The sequence below is a fragment of the Pantoea sp. BRR-3P genome (assembly GCF_039621635.1).
GTDB lineage: Bacteria > Pseudomonadota > Gammaproteobacteria > Enterobacterales > Enterobacteriaceae > Pantoea > Pantoea floridensis.
Genome location: NZ_CP155066.1, coordinates 3,667,759 through 3,686,040 on the forward strand (window position 1 = coordinate 3,667,759; position 18,282 = coordinate 3,686,040).

An 18,282-nucleotide genomic window follows, 5' to 3' on the forward strand; every position below is an offset into this window, starting at 1 on the left:
ACCTCATTTGTAGGTTTTGTAGTTGAGTGAGGAAACCTGGATTTTTTGGATGACGCCATTTTTGAAGAAGTAATTCATTACGGTAAGAGACAGCAATTCTGAGATGAAAACGCTCCAGGCAGCACCCATGATGCCGTAGCCCTGTATCAGCCACCACGACAGCGGCAAGCTGATAACCATCAGGCAAACAATTTTCTTCAACAGATAATTAAACCCGCCTTCTTTGACCATGTAGCGATACGCTACGGTCCCCATCGCCGAAAAGCAGGTTGCTAACGACAACAACGTAATGAGACTTCCTGACTGTGTGTATTCGTGACCATACAAAGCGATGATGATTTTTTCGCCGTACATCGCGATCACCGCTAACAACAACAATGAAACACCCATGACATAACCATTGAGCCGTGCTGTCAGCTTCATGGCGGCTTCTCCACGCTCACGGAAGATTTCCGAGAAGCAGGAAGTGATGATGGCAACCGGAATAAAAATCCATGAAGCCGAAATAGTATTTGCCGCGGCAAACAGGCCGAGGTCGCGCGCTGAGGCGATGCCCGCCAGGAACATCTGGGCCGCTTTCACCTGCACTGAGATGAAAATACTGGAAATGGCCAGCGGCAATCCGGCATAGAGCAGGTAGCGCAAATAGGTGTTGCGCTTCTCCTGTGGCGGTGCCACATCCTCATTTACGCGGTAAAAATTAATGCGCTTAATGGCATACGGCACCAGCGTCACCGCCACAATGGAGACGGTGAGCCACAGCGGATTGAGGTGTAGCCAGGCAATGAGGAAACTCAGCGTGAATCCCAGCAGCAATCCCACTGAGTTAGCGATGGTGTTCAGCCGTGACGCTAAGCGCGCATTGTTATAGACGCTGAAAGTGTCCTGCGTCACAAACACCGAGGAAATAAACGAGGCCAGCGCAAAGGCGAGGAAATTTTCCTGCATGTTGTACCAGACCCAAATCAACACCGGCAGCGATGTGAGCAAAAGCAAAACCAGGCGCATATTGCGCGCTACGGTCATCAGGCGCAGCCCTTTCGGTGCGCTTTTGCTAATCCGCTTAAACAGAATGGTTTCCGTACCGAAAATCGCCACGGTTTGCACCATGGAAAACAGTGAGGTCGAAAACGCCATTTGGCCGAAGATGGTTGGGCCAAAGGATTTTGCCACGTAGGAGGTCACAAATATGACGCCGAACACGGAGACAATCTTTTCAGACATCATCCAGGCGGCATTCGACATTACGCTCAATTTCATTGACTGATCCTTAGTATTACGAACTACAACAACTTTCGGTACAACATCCTTGAAATGAATTAACAAGCGCTCAGTGGGCCTGACTTAATTAATGAACTTCAAACCAAACTGGTCCGAAAAATGAGACTCGCGTCAGGAATTAAGAACTATATTCAGGAAAATTCCGATTATATCCGGTGCGAAACTCCGTGGATGTAAACGATTTCAGCTTAAATTCCGCACAAACGTTTACTGGCACACCCGAGCATTTCAGCGTCTGGGTTATGCCGTTTTTCCAATGAATGTAGTATTTTTTCTGCATTTGGGATGGAGTGAATTTATATCAAAAACCTAACGCCCGGAAGGCGTTCAATGCCATTCAGAATAAAATAAGATTTATCCCATGATGATATTTCTTCTAAATATCTTAATTTAACCCTCGCAATTCAAATCGCGCACTTTAATACTGCATTAATAGTGTTTTTGCAGTGCCAGATATTAATACAGTAATTCTCATCCACTAATTGATAAGAAAGGTAATAGCATTTATGAGAAAGTCACGATATAGCGAAGAGCAAATCACAAATGCCATTAAAGCTTCTGAAACGGGAGTGAAAGTCAGGGAGATTTGTGAGGAGCTAGGCATTTCCGAGGCCACTTTCTATAGCTGGAAGAAGAAATTCTCAGGGTTATCCTCCGAAGAAGGTCGTAAAATCAAGGAGCTGGAAGATCAGCTACTTAACCTTACGCGCGAGCTGCAATCACTGAGTTCGGACAAAGAGATGCTGCAAAGCGTGCTAAAAAACTTCTTCACCACAAATGAAAAGCGCCAGGCCGTTAACTTCCTGCAAACCACGTTCGACATAGGTACACGTCGTAGCTGCCGCTTGCTGGATATTAGCCGTAGCGTTTATCACTATCCATCAGGAACAGATAATCGCTAGCATTATTAAGGCCGATGTTATTTGACTTAATGCTGAGATTTGTTCTTACCAGAAGATATGAAGATCATTTAATTCGGCGTTCACAACATAACAATTCGAACCAATTTTTCCTGATGAATACCATCGCGGAATTGCTTCCTTTTTTGCGGTAAAATAGATTCACATCAGCAAAAGTCTCTCTATTCAAGCCATTTAGACGAAGTCCAATCTCATTAAGGTGAGATTGGCGCTTCGGCTATTACTTTACCAACATTAATCATCAGCCCTGAATGCAGACAATTCTGTTAAGCGTTAATGAACAACGCCGTGTAACCGCTAACACATTGCCTCTGTTTTCAATTGGATCTATTGCCTGACTTTACGATTACCTGTTTCAACGGAACTAGTCTAAATCCGCCAACTTGCTGCCAGGAATTATCCTGATTAGATACGTTATTGCTCCTAAACAATAACGGCTAAAAAGTGGCGGTTAAGGTAAATTCTTTCACCATAATCATCGCCGCGCTTAATGGTTTTTTGTTCACGCCTAATCGAATGTTTCTTAACAACGGCGTATTCCCTTAAGCAAAAAGTGGCTTTTCAACGGCCGACTTCAGTGCCAGGGGGCAATAAAAGGCAGGTAAAATGCACCTTTTTGCGCCTCTTCGCGCCTGTTTTTACCTCGCAGGAACGCACTTTAGCCACGGTGATGTGACTTCAGGGCGCGTTTAGGTGGCCTTAACATCATTGAATTCCCCTTGCTGCTTATCCGGATCGCTTCTTTTATGACAAAAAGGCGCGATAAAAGGGGATGAAATGAGCCGTATTGTTATATCGCGGGCAAAGCGTGCGGTAAAAAGGGCAATACGAAGGGGGGAAAGCGTGGGGGAAATTCTTAAAAACACAGGGAAAAGCGCTCCTGAATAGTTTATCCAGTCGCGCTATCTGAGACCTTAAGCCTTCTGCGGTTTAATACGCATCGCATAGATCACACCCACCAGCAGACAGCCGATACCCATTAGGGTTAATAGCGGCGGCCAGCTTTGTCGCCACAGAAATGCCCACAGCAAACCGGCTAAGGTTTCAAAGACAATCAGCGGCCCCATGATCACCGTTGGCACGCGCTGGCTGGCAGCATTCCAGCACAATGTGCCCAGCCATGAGCAAAACAGTCCCAGTCCCAGCATTAACAGCAGATAGCGCTGCGGCTGTGGCCCAAACGGCAGAGCAAACTCAGGTTGCTGCCAGTGAAGTTGTCCGCAAACTAAGAGAAAGAACACCAGCGCCAGCGGCAGCGTCACTAAACCTTGTGCCGTCGCCCAGCTGCCTGCTTTATGCTGCGGATGAGCACGCAACCATAAACCATTGCGCAGCGGATACCAGGTCCAGCACGCTAAAGCCAGTATCGCAAACAGCAAACCCAGCAGATAACGCGACCAATCAAAATCGGGCCCCTGCGTCTGCATCTCGGCCATATTCACGCAGATCAGCCCAACAGCAATAATGAGTAAAGCCGGCATCAGCTTACGCCACGGCAGGCGTCCCTCCACGTGGCCATAGCAAAGATTAGCCGTCACGGTCATCACCACCGGCAGCGTGCCGATAATCATGGTGGAGATCGGTGCACCGGTTCGTTGAATCGCGCTGGAAAGAAACGTGTAATACAGCAGGTTACCAATCAGTGATAGCTTCAGCGCTTCAACCCAATCTTTGCGCGTTAGCTGACGCAAGCGGCGGCGATCGAACCAGGCCAGCGGCAACACCAATAAACCAAATGCCACATAGCGCCCGGCCGATTGTAAGGTGCCGGGATAATCCGGAATCAGTAGCGGGCCGACGAAGATCAGCCCCCACATTAGCCCCGCGGCCAGCGCAAACAGTACTCCAGCAAACATACATCTCTTCCTTTACAGGTAATTTGCTGCAGTGTGATGGAGCAGATAGTTAAAGGCTTGTAGCAGATTGCGGTTAGCGCGAGTGGAAGACTTGTTTTTGGTAGCGTCCAGGTGTGATGCCGTAGCGATGGGCGAATGCACGCGTGAGATGGGCCTGATCGGTTAGGCCGACAGATGCCGCAACCGTCGCGGCACTTTCACCGCGTGCCAGCTGCTGTTTGGCCGCGAACAAGCGAAATGCCATCAGCATTTGATGCGGGGTGACGTGAAAGTGTTGTTTGAAACTGCGCAGAAAATGCCACGGCGACAGTGACGCCAGCGCTGCGAGATCTTCAAGCCGCACCGGCTCGGCGAGATTTTCGCGCAGATAGTCGCGAACGGCATCAAAGCGATGCGTCGCTTCTGCGGGGCGCGGTTCGCCCTGGCGTGCCAGTGGACGCATCAGTTCCAGCAGTTCGAGCAGCGTGCTTTCACGCTCCAGCGCGGTTTCTGCCTGCCACATCTGTGCCAGCAGTTGAGAAAACGGCTGTGCCAGACGCACATCAGTACGTAGCGCCTCGCTGAACCACCAGTGACGATCGCCGGTTAATCGATCCATTTCCTGCGGATCGATGTAGATCATACGATAACGCCAACCGTCATCGCAGGCTGATTCACCGGTGTGCAGCTCATCGGGATTCATCATTATCAGCGAATGTTGGGGCGCGGTGTAGTTGGCACCACGATAGCGGAAACGCTGGGCTCCAGACTCTATGGTGCCGATGCCAAAGGCTTCATGGGTATGCGGCTCAAAAGCGTAGCGGGAGATGTGCGCCTGATAAAGCTCAATGCCTGGCAGCTCAGCGAAATGCTGAAACTGCGCCCGATCTTGCTCACAAGGAAAAACGTCAGGAACCACCTTCACAACCCACCTCCAGATTAAAAGCGACTATAAGCATGCGCGGGGATGCCGATAAATGCAAAACGGATTTGCTTTACCTCTTCACGTATTCACCTGACACTCAAAGGACTGAAAAGGAGATAACGATGGCTAATCGAGTAGTTATGGTCGTGGACATGCAAAATGGCGTGCTGGCAATGCCGCGCTTTGATCGTTCTGGACGGTGCGAACGCATTAATCAGTTAACTGCCGCCGCCGATCGGGTGATTTTCATCCAGCATGTGGGCCCAGGCTTAGAGGTAGATTCAGAGGGCTGGGCGATTGTCCCCGAACTGCAGCAGCCGGCTAATGCCCTCTTCGTCAACAAAACGGCGTGCGACAGCTTTTGGCAAACCGACCTCGCCGCTCAGCTCGACCAATTTGGTATTAACAGCTTCGTCATTTGCGGCTGCGCGACCGATTACTGTGTCGATACCACCATCAAAGTCGGCGCCAGTCTCGGCTATCACATCACTGTCGCCGCCGATGCGCACACCACCGCCGACCGCACTTATGTTTCCGCGCAACAGCAGATCAATCAGCACAACGAAGTGTGGGCCGATTTGATTATGCCGGGTAATCCGGTGCGGGTGCGTGAGACGGAAGCGTTATTACGGGAATGGCGGCCGCATTAACGGTTCTGCTATTGAAAACTTCTGACAAGTGTCAATAATAGAGTATGACATTTGTCAGATTTGGAGAAATCTATGCGAGCCTACATTCCTGATGGTAAATCACATGACAACGCGCTTTGGCGCTTTGCTGGCTTACCCCCACGGGGACTGGAGCTAACTCGCATGCTCGAGGCAGGCTTACCGGTCGCGGTGATCGACGACATTCGTCATTGGTCGGCGATGAGCAGAGCCGAGATCATGAAGGTCACTGGCATCAATGAGCGTAATATTGCCCGCCGTAAAAGCGCAGGTAAAAGCTTGTCACCCGATGAGAGCGAACGTATCGCCCGCTTTGTCCGTGTCATAGATGCTGCCGTTCAATTGTTTGGTGGCAATAAAGAAGACGCTACCCAATGGTTAAGCCGGCCGGTGAAAGGATTAGGTAACGTTGCACCGATTACCTTGCTGGCAACGGAAAGCGGCGCATTAGATGTGCTTGATTTGATTGGACGACTGGAGCATGGCGTCTTCTCATGATTTTCTTCCGGCTAATCAAAACGCAATATGCTTCTGAAGCCTGGACCGGCAATGGTGCGAAACAGTATGGTGGCCGCTGGAATCATAAAGGCCACCCAACCCTTTATGTCGCGACCTCGGTTTCACTTGCCGCGCTTGAAGTGCTGGTGCATGTCTCGAATGAGTCGATTTTGGATGAGTACACCTTATTCAGCATTGAGATCCCTGACGACGAAGTCTCCTACATTACTGAAGATTTTTTGCCTGCCGATTGGCGCCAGGATCCGGCTCCGGTTTCGACCATGGATTTAGGTACAGGTTGGCTTCAATCGGGGGAAGGTGCAGCGCTGATTATTCCCTCAAGCATTATTCCGATGGAAAACAATGCGGTGTTGAATCCTCAGCATCCGGCATTTAAGGGCTTTCTACCGAGTGTACAAAAGCTCCCCTTTGCATTCGATCATCGACTGATCAAGTAAATCAAAAGCTGACTCTCAAGACAACAAAAAGCCCCGTATGACGGGGCTTTCAAAGCAACGAAACCGATAACGCTCAGCAGAGCGTTTAGAACGGAATGTCGTCGTCAAAATCCATCGGCGGTTCATTGTTCGCCGGTGCGCTCTGCTGCTGTGGACGCTGCTGAGCACCGCCGCTGAACTGGTTGCCGCCTTGCGGCTGCTGTTGTGGCTGCTGTGGCTGGCCCCAACCGTTGTTATTGCCGCCCTGGCCGCCCGCGGGTGCGCCACCGGCGTTCGCGCCCTGCTGACGTCCACCGAGCATCTGCATGGTGCCGCCAACATTTACCACCACTTCAGTGGTGTATTTTTCCTGGCCGCTCTGGTCAGTCCATTTACGGGTACGCAGCTGCCCTTCGATGTAAACCTGAGAACCTTTACGCAGGTATTCTCCGGCTACTTCCGCCAGCTTGCCAAACAGCACCACGCGGTGCCATTCAGTGATCTCTTTGTTTTCACCGGTGGTCTTATCGCGCCAGCTTTCTGACGTGGCCAGCGTAATGTTGGCTACCGCGCCACCATTTGGCATGTAGCGCACTTCCGGATCCTGACCCAGATTCCCGACTAGAATCACTTTGTTTACGCCACGACTGGCCATGTTGCTGTCTCCCGATGAGTTGATGCTAAAAGTCTAAGCGAAAAATTGTATCACGTCACATTGCTGTGTGCCCACTTTAGAGCGGGATTCCAAATTTTCCCTATCCCCAAGATTAGCAAAAACACTGGATATTTATTCAGTTTATTTTTTGTGCCATAATGATGCGTTTCTGCTGGTCATGCTGGCAAGGCATGGCGAGTGTTGTTCAATCCGGGAAAGGTGAATGGATAAGATCGAAGTCCGCGGTGCTCGCACCCATAATTTGAAGAACATCAACCTGATCATTCCTCGCGATAAGCTTATTGTGGTCACCGGTCTATCGGGTTCCGGTAAGTCTTCGCTGGCGTTTGATACGCTGTATGCCGAAGGCCAGCGTCGCTATGTCGAATCGCTGTCGGCCTATGCGCGCCAGTTTCTTTCATTAATGGAGAAACCGGACGTTGACCATATTGAAGGTCTTTCGCCCGCCATTTCCATTGAGCAAAAATCAACGTCACACAACCCGCGTTCTACCGTCGGCACGATTACGGAAATCCACGACTATTTGCGTCTGCTGTTTGCGCGTGTCGGTGAGCCGCGCTGCCCCGATCATGACGTTCCCCTGGCGGCACAAACCGTCAGTCAGATGGTCGATCAGGTGTTGTCGCAGGAAGAAGGTCGCCGCCTGATGCTGCTGGCGCCAGTGGTGAAAGATCGCAAAGGCGAGCACACCAAAACGCTGGAAAACCTTGCTGCACAGGGTTATATCCGCGCACGTATTGATGGTGAAGTGTGCGATCTCTCCGATCCACCCAAGCTTGAGCTGCAAAAGAAACACACCATTGAAGTGGTGATTGACCGCTTCCGCGTGCGCGACGATCTGGCAACGCGTCTGGCTGAATCGTTTGAAACCACGCTGGAATTGAGCGGTGGTACGGCGATCGTTGCGGATATGGACGATACCGATGCTGAAGAGATGTTGTTCTCAGCTAACTTTGCCTGCCCAATCTGTGGCTACAGCATGCGCGAGCTTGAACCGCGTCTGTTCTCGTTCAACAACCCAGCCGGTGCCTGTCCAACCTGTGATGGTTTGGGCGTACAGCAATATTTCGATCCCGATCGCGTGGTGCAAAATCCGGAGCTGTCGTTGGCCGGTGGCGCTATCCGCGGCTGGGATCGCCGTAACTTCTATTACTTCCAGATGCTGCGCTCGCTGGCAGAGCATCTGCAGTTCGATGTCGAAGCCCCGTTCAACAGCCTGAGCGACAACGCGCGCAAGGTGATCCTTTACGGGTCAGGCAAAGAAAATATCGAATTTAAATACATTAACGATCGGGGCGATACCTCGGTACGTCGCCATCCGTTTGAAGGTGTGCTGCACAACATGGAGCGCCGTTATAAAGAGACGGAATCCAATGCGGTGCGTGAAGAACTGGCGAAATTTATCAGCAACCGCGCCTGTGCCAGCTGTGAAGGCACGCGTCTGCGTCGTGAAGCGCGCCATGTATTTGTCGAAGACACCAACCTGCCGACCATATCTGAGATGAGCATTGGTCATGCGATGGATTTCTTCGCGAATATGAAGCTGAGCGGCCAGCGCGCGCAGATCGCGGAAAAAATCCTTAAGGAGATTGGCGATCGCCTGAGCTTCCTGGTAAACGTCGGGTTGAATTACCTGTCGATGTCGCGCTCAGCGGAAACGCTGTCCGGCGGTGAAGCGCAGCGTATTCGTCTGGCGAGCCAGATTGGTGCGGGATTGGTGGGCGTGATGTATGTGCTTGATGAACCCTCTATCGGTTTGCATCAGCGCGACAACGAGCGGCTGCTCGGCACGCTGATTCACCTGCGCGATCTGGGCAATACGGTGATTGTGGTTGAGCACGATGAAGATGCGATTCGCGCGGCTGACCATGTTATTGATATTGGACCAGGCGCAGGCGTGCATGGTGGTCAGGTGGTGGCGGAAGGCGATGTCCATGCGATTATGGCCAATGAACAATCGCTTACCGGTCAGTTCTTGAGCGGCAAACGCGAAATCGCCATTCCTAAAGAGCGCGTAAAAGGCGATCCCACTAAAGTGCTGAAACTCACCGGTGCGCGCGGCAATAACCTTAAAGATGTCACGCTGACGATCCCGGTAGGATTATTCACCTGCATCACTGGCGTATCCGGCTCCGGCAAATCAACGCTGATTAACGATACTTTGTTCCCGATTGCACAGCGCCAGCTTAACGGTGCAACCACCATCGAAGCGGCGCCTTATCGTGAGATCGCCGGTCTGGAACATTTCGATAAAGTGATCGATATCGATCAGAGCCCGATTGGCCGTACGCCGCGTTCGAATCCCGCGACCTATACCGGCATTTTTACACCAGTGCGCGAGCTGTTCGCTGGTGTACCGGAAGCGCGTTCACGCGGTTATAATCCGGGCCGCTTCAGCTTCAACGTACGCGGCGGACGCTGTGAAGCCTGCCAGGGCGACGGCGTGATCAAGGTAGAAATGCACTTCTTGCCTGATATCTACGTACCGTGCGACCAGTGCAAAGGCAAACGCTATAACCGCGAAACGCTGGAGATTAAATACAAAGGCAAGAGCATCCACGAAGTGCTGGACATGACCATTGAAGAAGCACGTGAGTTCTTCGATGCAGTGCCGGCGCTGGCGCGTAAGCTGCAAACGCTGATTGATGTTGGCCTGTCGTATATCCGTCTCGGTCAGTCAGCGACCACGCTCTCTGGCGGTGAAGCCCAGCGCGTTAAGCTGGCGCGTGAGCTGTCAAAACGCGGCACTGGCCAGACGTTGTACATCCTTGATGAGCCAACCACCGGTCTGCACTTTGCCGATATCCAGCAGCTGTTGGAAGTGCTGCATCAGCTGCGCGATCAGGGCAACACCATCGTGGTGATTGAACACAATCTCGACGTGGTCAAAACCGCGGACTGGATTGTCGATCTCGGCCCGGAAGGCGGCAGCGGCGGCGGTGAAATCCTGATTGCGGGCACGCCAGAAACGGTAGCGGAGTGTGAACGCTCGCATACCGCCCGCTTCCTTAAACCTATGTTGAAGAAGTAAATTTCTCTCAGGCCCGCCAGCGCGGGCCTTATTTTTAGTGTCGATTTCCACCGCGAAATGCAGGAACAGGCAAGAATCAGACAACTTCAGGCATATACGCTTTTCATCCTGCTGACTATCCTTACAACGTTCCTTTTGGCGTCCTTACGCCCTTTTATCCCTTCCATGTACTGAACGGGATCCCGCAAAAATATCACGACACATCCTACTGGAGACACCATGAATATTACGCATGCCTATGCCGCACAGGACGCGAAAGCAAAACTCGCTCCGTTCGACTTTAAGCCACGCGAACTGCGCGATCATGATGTGCAGATTGAAGTGTTGTACTGTGGCGTCTGCCACTCTGATCTACATACCGCCCGCAACGAATGGCGCAACACCGTTTTCCCGGTAGTGCCAGGCCATGAAATCGTGGGTCGCGTAACGGCCGTTGGTGCGCACACGCACAACTACAAAGTGGGTGATTTGGTCGGCGTTGGCTGTATGGTCGATTCCTGCCGCAGCTGTCCAAGCTGTCAGGAAGGGCTGGAGCAGTATTGCGAAAACGGCTTCGTTGGCACCTATAACGGTGAAGATCGCCAAACTGGTGCGATTACCTACGGCGGTTACTCCACCAACATGGTGGTAGATGAAAGCTTCGTGCTGCGCGTACCTGAAAATCTCGACCTGGCGGGCGTTGCGCCGCTGCTGTGTGCTGGTATCACCACTTACTCGCCGCTGCGTCACTGGAACGTCGGCCCGGGTAAAAAAGTGGGCATCGTCGGCCTGGGCGGTCTTGGTCACATGGGCGTGAAACTGGCGCACGCGATGGGCGCACACGTGGTGCTGTTCACTACCTCACCGTCTAAAATTGAAGATGGTAAGCGCCTGGGCGCTGATGAAGTAGTGATTTCGAAAGATGCCGATCAGATGGCACAGCACACCAATAGCTTTGACTTCATTCTGAATACCGTGGCGGCACAGCACGACCTTAATCCGTTCATCACCCTGCTGAAGCGTGATGGCAACATGACGCTGGTCGGCGCGCCGGAGCACGATCACCCGGCACCGCAGGTATTTAACCTGATCTTCAAACGTCGCAGCGTCGCCGGCTCACTGATTGGTGGCATCGCTGAAACCCAGGAGATGCTGGATTTCTGCGGCAAGCACGGTATCACTTCCGATATCGAATTGATTGCGATGAACCAAATCAACGAAGCCTACGAACGTATGCTGAAAAGCGACGTGAAATATCGCTTCGTGATTGATATCAACACCCTGCGTGAGGAATCTGCGGCGTAATTCGCCTCAGTTTTCGTCATGGTTGACGCCCGCTTCGCGCGTGGCGTCAGCCTGTTGCCAGGACGCATCCACCAGATAGTAAATTTGCGAATCTTTCAGCGAACCATCCAGCCACAACGTGCTCCAGTGCGACTTGTTCAAATGCTCGCTAGGAAACACATCGCTATGTTCCTCGCGTAATAACTCCGCCAGCGCCGGAGAAGCCTTCAGCGATAACGCTGGGCGCCCCTTCACCTCGTACAGCATGGCGAAAAGCACGCCCTCGCTTTTGATTTGCGTCGCCTGCCACTGCTCTTTGTAGCTCTGCTCTGCGCCCGGCTTGGCCATGCAGTAAGTCAGTAGATCCGAAGTATTCATGTTTTATTCCCCTTGTAAGGTCGCCACGATGCGCCGCGCACCGCCGTGTACGCGATGTTCGCCGAGCCAAATCCCCTGCCACGTTCCCAGCAGCAGGCGACCACGATTAATCGGGATCAGCAGTGAAACACCCAGCAGCGAAGATTTGATATGCGCGGGCATGTCGTCAGCCCCTTCGTAGTCGTGCTGATAAGGCGCGTTTTCTGGAACCTGGCGTAAGAAATGCTGCTCCATATCGCTGCGCACCGTGGGATCGCAATTCTCATTCAGCGTCAAAGAGGCCGATGTATGTTGCAGCAAGAGATGCAATTGGCCGACGCGCACATCGGATAAGACATTAAGCTGGTCGATAATCTCATCAGTGACCAGATGAAAACCACGCGTTTTGGCGTCAAGCGTAAGCGTTTGTTGATACCACATGCCAGAATCCCTAAATGAAATACACCGTTTAAGTGTGCAGCATGTCGGCGAAAGGTAAACCCTGCAGGAAGGAAAAAGCGGCAGAGCGTGATGTCTGCCGCCTGAAGATTAGTCGTTCAGCTTGTCTGCCAGCGCTTTGATGCTGCCAACGTCATCTTTGGTGATCGCCGCCAGGCGCGTGCCGTACTCTTTATCGGCTTTATAGAAAAACGACAGCATAATGGCGCGGCTTTGCACATCAACAGCTTTCAGCGCGCCGCCAAGCGAGTTAACCAGATCGGTTTTCTCTTTATCACTAAACGAACGATACAGCTCGCCAGCCTGCTTGAAGTTCTGGGTTTTCGCGATGATCGCCTGCTGCGTGCTTCCGCTCAGTGGAGTGTGGCTGTAACGTGCGCTTTGCAGCTCTTCGCGAGGATAAATGCGGCTTGGCTGATAGTTAACACCATGATCATCGGCTTGAACGCTGTTCATCGCGCCATCCTGATTGCCGTTGCTGACCGGCACGCGCGGCGCGTTAACCGGCAGGCTCAGGCCATTAGCACCCACACGATACATCTGCGTATCGGCGTAGGAGAACAGACGTCCCTGCAGCAAGCGGTCTTCAGACGCTTCAATGCCCGGAACCAGGTTTGACGGCGCCATCGCCACCTGCTCGGTCTCCTGGAAGAAGTTATCAACGTTGCGATTCAGCTCCATCTGGCCGATCTTCACTTCGGCAATGCCCGGCCAGATTTTAGTCGCGTCCAGCGGGTTGAAATCGTATTTATCGAGATCGCTGGCTTTGATGGTTTGAATGTAGAGATCCCACTTCGGGAAGGCTTTGTTGTTAATCGCCGTGACCAGATCTTCAGTCATATGGCTGTAAGAGGTACTCTGAATGGCGGCAACTTCACCTGGATCGAGGTTTTTCTCGCCCTGCAGCGTCTTCCAGTGGAACTTCACATAATGCACTTCGCCTTTCGCGTTGACGAACTTATAGGCATGGACGCTGTTGCCGTCCATTTGACGATAGTTAGCCGGCGTGCCCATGTTGGAGAACAGCATGGTTAAGGCGTGCGTGGCTTCCGGGACGTGGGAAAAGAAATCAAAGGTGCGCGCATCGTTATCAAGGTTGCTACGCGGATCGGGCTTGAAAGCATGGACCATATCCGGGAATTTAATCGCATCGCGGATGAAGAACACCGGCAGGTTATTGCCAACCAAATCCCAGTTGCCCTGGCTGGTATAAAACTTCGTGGCGAAACCACGCGGATCGCGCAGTGTTTCCGGCGAATGTTTGCTGTGAACCACGGATGAGAAGCGCACAAAGACTGGCGTCACGCTGCCTGGCTTGAACACTTCAGCCATCGTCAAATCGCTGATGTCTTTGCTGGCACGGAACTCACCATGAGCACCCGTGCCGCGTGCGTGGACGACACGCTCGGGAATACGTTCACGGTCAAAGCGCTGCAGCTTCTGGATCAACTGCCCATCCTGAAGCAGCACAGGGCCTTGATCGCCTGCGGTTTGTGAGTTCTGGTTATCACCTACTGGAGCGCCATTGTCGCGCGTTAATTCGGTACTGAAAGCTGGAAGTGAGAAGGCTAAGGCAAGAGCACAAGCCAATGGATTGAGTAAATAAGAACGGGCTGTCCGGGTCATAAGCATGCTTCCTTGTATGTATGCGTTCGCAACAGGTTGTCGCGTACGGCCGCTGTCGGCGCGAGCATCTTTACATTCAAGAAATTAAGATCTAACGAGACCGGTCCCGTTTGTACATAACAAAAAAGTTATAAAAAAACCGCCAACCTCAGGCTGGCGGTTTTTCAACAGCAGAAAAGGCGTTACATCACCGCAGCAAAGGCTTCGGCCACCTGATTGACGTTACGGCTGTTAAGACCCGCAACGCACATGCGGCCGCTGGCAATCAGATACACACCAAACTCATCGCGCAGGCGATCAACCTGCTGGGCGCTCAAGCCGGTATAGCTGAACATACCGCGCTGCTTCAGCAGGTAATCAAAGTTTTGCCCCGGCAGCTTAGCGCGTAATACTTCCACCAGCGCCTGACGCATTTCGATAATGCGCAGACGCATCGCTTCCACTTCAGCCAGCCAGTTGGTCAACAGCGCTTCGTCGTTCAGTACGCATGAAACCACCTGCGCGCCAAAGTTGGGTGGGCTGGAGTAGTTACGGCGTACGGTGGCTTTCAGCTGGCCGAGTACGCGCACAGACTCTTCGGCGCTGTCGCAGACGATAGAAAGTCCGCCAACGCGCTCGCCGTAAAGTGAGAAGATTTTAGAGAACGAGTTGCTGACCAGCGCAGGCAGACCGGCTGCAGCAATCGCGCGAATCGCATAGGCATCCGCTTCCATTCCCGCACCAAAACCCTGGTACGCGATATCGAGGAACGGAATCAACTCCTGCGCTTTAAGTACGTCGGTGGTTTCATCCCACTGCGCGTTAGTCAGATCGGCGCCGGTTGGGTTGTGGCAGCATGGATGCAGCAGCACGATGGACTGCTTCGGCAACGTTTTCAGTTTGGCAATGAACGCCTCAAACTGTACGCCGTTGGTTTCCGCGTCATACCACGGGTAAGTATTCACCTCGAAACCGGCACCGTTAAAGATCGCGATGTGGTTTTCCCACGTTGGATCGCTCACCCACACGTTTGAATGGGGGAAGTAACGTTTCAGGAAATCGGCACCGACTTTCAGCGCGCCTGAACCACCCAGCGTCTGGATTGAGGCAATCCGCCCCGCTTTCAGCACTGGATGTTCTTTGCCAAACAGCAGCGGCGCAATGGCATTACGGTACGCGTTCAAACCTTCCATCGGCAGATACAGCGATGCCTGATGTGGCTGTGCCTGCAAGCGCTCTTCCGCTGCGGCAACCGCCTGCAGCTGAGGAATGATGCCCGCTTCGTTGTAATAAAGACCAATGCTCAGATTGACTTTGTTATCGCGCGGATCTTGTTTGAAGGTTTCCATCAGCGACAGAATCGGATCGCCGGCATAGGCATCAACGTTTTGAAACACGGTGCAGATCTCCATGATTGTTCTTAAGTATGAGGTAATGATGCGTCATCAAACCATGTAACGGCCGGGACGATGATTCATTGCGATGATGAGATTAAGGATCACCGCGCCCGCAATTGAGGCCAACAGCATCGGCATTGATACCACAAACAGCGAGGCCAGCACCACGCAGGTATCCACCGCCATTTGCAATTTCCCGGCTCGCAGCCCGATACGGTCCTGCAACCAGAGCGCCAAAATATTGATGCCGCCAAGGCTGGCTTTGTGACGGAACAACACTATAAACCCAATGCCCATCACCACGTTACCGAACAGTGTCGCATAAAACGGATTTAGCGCAGAAAAATGCACAAAGAGAGGATGCAGATGCGTAAACAGCGACACAAGGCCCACAGCACAGAAAGTTTTTAGCGTGAATTCCCAGCCCATGCGGCGCACGGCCAGCCAGTAAAAAGGCAGATTGATGAGGAAGAACGCGCTGCCGAAGGAGAGCGGTGTCAGGTAGCTAATCAAGAAGGCAATGCCTGCCGAGCTACCGGTCAGCGCGCCCGCCTGTTTCAGCATAATCACGCCAAACGACACCATCAGCGTGCCAAGGACAATAGCCAGCGCATCTTCAATCAGCGAATGGGGAACTTTGGTCGGTTGTACAACGTTATCCATGGGTTAATCTCATTGCAAATGATGCCCGTCAAATGCAAAAAACGCACCACATCGGCGACGTTTTGTCACCACCGATGGGTGCCAGTGATTATCCAATTGATAACTAAGGCGCTTTATTGCAGGTTTTTGTGCATCAATTAAGGATAAACCATCAAATTATGCACAAATCTATTTTCTGATGCGCGTTTTTTGCATTAACTCGGCAATTATTGCACCAGATTAGCACATCATGCACTTTTTTGGCGCGTTTTGTGCTGGGGGATGATCATCAAACCGTTCTCTTTTAAGCGGCTTAAAACCACGGATGTTTTAACGTGCGCGACGCTTTGATGCCCCGCCACTAGCTGGCTAATCAGCGCGCTTAACGACGCTAAATCGGCCACCGCCACTTTCAGTAAATAATCTGCATCGCCGGTGGTTTTGAAAGCATCAACAATAGCGGCTTCTTCTTCCACCATGCGATGGAAACTCTCTTCATAATCCGGCGTATGATTTTTCAGACGAACTTCAATTAATCCCACCATACCAAGGCCAACTGCATCGGGCGAAAGGCGGGCGTGATAGCCGAGAATGAGATTCGCCTGTTCAAGATTGATGCGGCGGCGTGAACATTGCGACGCCGAAAGCCCGACTAAATCACTGAGTTCCTGGTTGGTAAGGCGGCCATTAGATTGTAGTAATGTCAGTATCTTAAGGTCGTGATCGTCTACCTGAGTCATTCTGTTTCCACAGCGTTATAGGGTGCGCTTTGCTACAGATAACCCGATTGAAGGCGGGGTTGTCCAACACTATTTTCTGATGACGTGAAATGCATGCACAAATCGTGCATGCAGGCGCAGAGAAAGGATTATTCGTCGTCGTATTGCGGGCCAGCGTAGTTATCAAAGCGTGACCACTGGCCGTTAAAGGTCAGGCGTACCGTACCGATCGGGCCGTTACGCTGCTTACCAAGGATGATCTCAGCGATGCCTTTCAGATCGCTGTTTTCGTGATAGACCTCATCGCGATAGATAAACATGATCAAGTCGGCGTCCTGCTCGATCGAGCCCGATTCGCGCAGATCCGAGTTCACCGGGCGTTTATCGGCGCGCTGCTCCAGCGAGCGGTTAAGCTGTGAAAGGGCAACGACCGGCACATTTAGCTCTTTCGCCAGCGCTTTTAACGAGCGCGAGATCTCGGCGATCTCCAGCGTACGGTTATCCGACAGCGACGGCACACGCATCAGCTGCAGGTAGTCGATCATGATCAGGCTCAACCCGCCGTTTTCACGGAAGATACGACGCGCGCGCGAACGCACTTCGGTGGGCGTCAGGCCAGAAGAATCATCAATAAACATGTTCTTCTTCTCGAGCAAAATCCCCATCGTCGCGGAGATGCGCGCCCAATCTTCATCTTCCAGCTGACCGGTACGAATGCGTGTCTGATCCACACGCGAGAGCGACGCCAGCATACGCATCATCAACTGCTCGCTGGGCATTTCCAGACTGAAAATCAGCACCGGCTTGTCTTGCAACATCGCGGCGTTTTCGCACAGGTTCATGGCGAAGGTGGTTTTACCCATCGAAGGGCGCGCCGCCACGATAATCAGGTCTGAGCCCTGCAATCCGGCGGTTTTTTTGTTCAAATCCTGATAACCGGTATCAACACCGGTCACGCCGTCATGCGGCGTTGAGACCAGTGATTCAATACGCGATACCGTCGCTTCCAGAATCTGCTCAATGTTCTGCGGGCCCTGATCTTTATTGGCGCGCTGCTCAGCAATTTTGAAGACGTTAGATTCAGCGAAATCGAGCAGATCTTCGCTGCTGCGACCCTGCGGATCGTAACCGGCATCAGCGATCTGGTTCGCCACCGCGATCATTTCTCGTACTACCGCTCGTTCACGCACGATATCGGCATAAGCACCGATGTTGGCAGCACTTGGTGTATTTTTTGCCAGCTCGGCCAGATAGGCGAAGCCGCCCGCCATCTCAAGCTCACCGAGTGTTTCCAGTGATTCTGAGAGCGTAATCAGGTCAATCGGCTGGCCCGCTTCGAGTAAACGCTGCATTTCCGTAAAGATTAAACGGTGCGAGCGGTTAAAGAAGTCGCTGGCGACGACACGTTCTGAGACGTTATCCCAGCGCTGGTTATCCAGCATCAACCCACCGAGCACCGACTGCTCCGCTTCTATGGAATGCGGTGGCATTTTCACGCCTTCCAGCTGCCGATCGCGGGGTTCGTTCGATTTGTTGGTGGGTTTATTTCCTGCCATAGTGAATGCATTA

At 52.3% G+C, this 18,282-nt stretch carries 17 protein-coding genes; 6 read left to right on the forward strand and 11 right to left on the reverse strand.

The features are described 5' to 3' along the window. Positions 1–3: 3 nt before the first annotated feature. A complete protein-coding gene (locus AAGR08_RS16995) occupies positions 4–1,260 on the reverse strand; it encodes a polysaccharide biosynthesis C-terminal domain-containing protein (protein WP_345827421.1) in 1,257 nt (418 codons plus the stop codon). 527 nt (positions 1,261–1,787) lie between these two features. Here AAGR08_RS16995 and AAGR08_RS17000 point away from each other — a divergent pair. Next, complete coding sequence (locus AAGR08_RS17000; RefSeq protein ID WP_097095207.1) at positions 1,788–2,183, forward strand: transposase; 396 nt, start codon at positions 1,788–1,790, stop codon at positions 2,181–2,183. A 932-nt stretch (positions 2,184–3,115) separates the two neighbouring features. Here AAGR08_RS17000 and AAGR08_RS17005 read toward each other — a convergent pair. Then, positions 3,116–4,057 carry a DMT family transporter gene (locus tag AAGR08_RS17005; protein WP_345827422.1) on the reverse strand — a complete coding sequence of 314 codons (942 nt, stop codon included), beginning with the start codon at positions 4,055–4,057 and terminating at the stop codon, positions 3,116–3,118. Positions 4,058–4,130: 73 nt separating this feature from the next. Beyond that, positions 4,131–4,961 carry an AraC family transcriptional regulator gene (locus AAGR08_RS17010; RefSeq protein ID WP_097095209.1) on the reverse strand — a complete coding sequence of 277 codons (831 nt, stop codon included), beginning with the start codon at positions 4,959–4,961 and terminating at the stop codon, positions 4,131–4,133. 122 nt (positions 4,962–5,083) lie between these two features. Here AAGR08_RS17010 and AAGR08_RS17015 point away from each other — a divergent pair, with 122 nt between their 5' ends. The 3 genes from AAGR08_RS17015 (at position 5,084) to AAGR08_RS17025 (ending at position 6,585) form a co-directional block, all read left to right on the forward strand. Then, positions 5,084–5,611 carry an isochorismatase family protein gene (locus tag AAGR08_RS17015; protein ID WP_097095210.1) on the forward strand — a complete coding sequence of 176 codons (528 nt, stop codon included), beginning with the start codon at positions 5,084–5,086 and terminating at the stop codon, positions 5,609–5,611. A 72-nt stretch (positions 5,612–5,683) separates the two neighbouring features. After that, positions 5,684–6,127, forward strand: a complete 444-nt coding sequence (locus AAGR08_RS17020; protein ID WP_345827423.1) for an antitoxin Xre-like helix-turn-helix domain-containing protein — start codon at positions 5,684–5,686, stop codon at positions 6,125–6,127. Then, positions 6,124–6,585, forward strand: coding sequence for an RES family NAD+ phosphorylase (locus tag AAGR08_RS17025; protein WP_345827424.1), 462 nt, complete (start codon positions 6,124–6,126; stop codon positions 6,583–6,585). The genes AAGR08_RS17020 and AAGR08_RS17025 overlap by 4 nt, the downstream gene beginning before the upstream one ends. An 85-nt stretch (positions 6,586–6,670) precedes the next feature. Here the strand turns inward: AAGR08_RS17025 and ssb1 are convergent, their stop codons facing one another. Beyond that, positions 6,671–7,219 (reverse strand): single-stranded DNA-binding protein SSB1, encoded by a 549-nt coding sequence (gene ssb1 / locus AAGR08_RS17030; protein WP_097095213.1) that lies wholly within the window; start codon positions 7,217–7,219, stop codon positions 6,671–6,673. Between the two features lie 223 nt (positions 7,220–7,442). Here ssb1 and uvrA point away from each other — a divergent pair, with 223 nt between their 5' ends. Together uvrA and AAGR08_RS17040 are read left to right on the forward strand one after the other, a co-directional pair. Beyond that, positions 7,443–10,271, forward strand: a complete 2,829-nt coding sequence (gene uvrA, locus AAGR08_RS17035) for an excinuclease ABC subunit UvrA (protein WP_097095214.1) — start codon at positions 7,443–7,445, stop codon at positions 10,269–10,271. Between the two features lie 219 nt (positions 10,272–10,490). Beyond that, positions 10,491–11,555 (forward strand): NAD(P)-dependent alcohol dehydrogenase, encoded by a 1,065-nt coding sequence (locus AAGR08_RS17040; protein ID WP_097095215.1) that lies wholly within the window; start codon positions 10,491–10,493, stop codon positions 11,553–11,555. A 6-nt stretch (positions 11,556–11,561) separates the two neighbouring features. Here AAGR08_RS17040 and AAGR08_RS17045 read toward each other — a convergent pair whose 3' ends face one another. The 7 genes from AAGR08_RS17045 to dnaB form a co-directional block, all read right to left on the reverse strand. Continuing rightward, positions 11,562–11,912, reverse strand: coding sequence for an MmcQ/YjbR family DNA-binding protein (locus AAGR08_RS17045; protein WP_097095216.1), 351 nt, complete (start codon positions 11,910–11,912; stop codon positions 11,562–11,564). 3 nt (positions 11,913–11,915) lie between these two features. Next, positions 11,916–12,332 (reverse strand): secondary thiamine-phosphate synthase enzyme YjbQ, encoded by a 417-nt coding sequence (locus tag AAGR08_RS17050; protein ID WP_097095217.1) that lies wholly within the window; start codon positions 12,330–12,332, stop codon positions 11,916–11,918. Positions 12,333–12,440: 108 nt separating this feature from the next. Further along, positions 12,441–13,976: a catalase gene (locus tag AAGR08_RS17055; protein ID WP_345827425.1), complete on the reverse strand. Its 1,536-nt coding sequence runs from the start codon at positions 13,974–13,976 to the stop codon at positions 12,441–12,443. 182 nt (positions 13,977–14,158) lie between these two features. Next, positions 14,159–15,352, reverse strand: a complete 1,194-nt coding sequence (locus AAGR08_RS17060) for an amino acid aminotransferase (protein ID WP_097097605.1) — start codon at positions 15,350–15,352, stop codon at positions 14,159–14,161. A gap of 48 nt (positions 15,353–15,400) precedes the next feature. Beyond that, a complete protein-coding gene (locus AAGR08_RS17065; protein ID WP_097095219.1) occupies positions 15,401–16,015 on the reverse strand; it encodes a YitT family protein in 615 nt (204 codons plus the stop codon). Between the two features lie 227 nt (positions 16,016–16,242). After that, the gene (locus tag AAGR08_RS17070) at positions 16,243–16,734 is read right to left on the reverse strand and encodes an Lrp/AsnC family transcriptional regulator (protein WP_097095220.1); all 492 of its coding nucleotides are present in this window, start codon (positions 16,732–16,734) and stop codon (positions 16,243–16,245) included. 128 nt (positions 16,735–16,862) lie between these two features. After that, positions 16,863–18,269 carry a replicative DNA helicase gene (dnaB, locus tag AAGR08_RS17075; RefSeq protein WP_097095221.1) on the reverse strand — a complete coding sequence of 469 codons (1,407 nt, stop codon included), beginning with the start codon at positions 18,267–18,269 and terminating at the stop codon, positions 16,863–16,865. Positions 18,270–18,282 lie beyond the last annotated feature (13 nt).

Excerpts from the sequence above, each read along its gene's own strand:
- AAGR08_RS16995 (WP_345827421.1), bottom strand. The coding sequence starts at position 1,260 with ATGAAATTGAGCGTAATGTCGAATGCCGCCTGGATGATGTCTGAAAAG.
- AAGR08_RS17000 (WP_097095207.1), top strand. The coding sequence starts at position 1,788 with ATGAGAAAGTCACGATATAGCGAAGAGCAAATCACAAATGCCATTAAA.
- AAGR08_RS17005 (WP_345827422.1), bottom strand. The coding sequence starts at position 4,057 with ATGTTTGCTGGAGTACTGTTTGCGCTGGCCGCGGGGCTAATGTGGGGG.
- AAGR08_RS17015 (WP_097095210.1), top strand. The coding sequence starts at position 5,084 with ATGGCTAATCGAGTAGTTATGGTCGTGGACATGCAAAATGGCGTGCTG.
- AAGR08_RS17020 (WP_345827423.1), top strand. The coding sequence starts at position 5,684 with ATGCGAGCCTACATTCCTGATGGTAAATCACATGACAACGCGCTTTGG.
- AAGR08_RS17025 (WP_345827424.1), top strand. The coding sequence starts at position 6,124 with ATGATTTTCTTCCGGCTAATCAAAACGCAATATGCTTCTGAAGCCTGG.
- ssb1 (WP_097095213.1), bottom strand. The coding sequence starts at position 7,219 with ATGGCCAGTCGTGGCGTAAACAAAGTGATTCTAGTCGGGAATCTGGGT.
- uvrA (WP_097095214.1), top strand. The coding sequence starts at position 7,443 with ATGGATAAGATCGAAGTCCGCGGTGCTCGCACCCATAATTTGAAGAAC.
- AAGR08_RS17040 (WP_097095215.1), top strand. The coding sequence starts at position 10,491 with ATGAATATTACGCATGCCTATGCCGCACAGGACGCGAAAGCAAAACTC.
- AAGR08_RS17045 (WP_097095216.1), bottom strand. The coding sequence starts at position 11,912 with ATGAATACTTCGGATCTACTGACTTACTGCATGGCCAAGCCGGGCGCA.
- AAGR08_RS17050 (WP_097095217.1), bottom strand. The coding sequence starts at position 12,332 with ATGTGGTATCAACAAACGCTTACGCTTGACGCCAAAACGCGTGGTTTT.
- AAGR08_RS17055 (WP_345827425.1), bottom strand. The coding sequence starts at position 13,976 with ATGACCCGGACAGCCCGTTCTTATTTACTCAATCCATTGGCTTGTGCT.
- AAGR08_RS17065 (WP_097095219.1), bottom strand. The coding sequence starts at position 16,015 with ATGGATAACGTTGTACAACCGACCAAAGTTCCCCATTCGCTGATTGAA.
- AAGR08_RS17070 (WP_097095220.1), bottom strand. The coding sequence starts at position 16,734 with ATGACTCAGGTAGACGATCACGACCTTAAGATACTGACATTACTACAA.
- dnaB (WP_097095221.1), bottom strand. The coding sequence starts at position 18,269 with ATGGCAGGAAATAAACCCACCAACAAATCGAACGAACCCCGCGATCGG.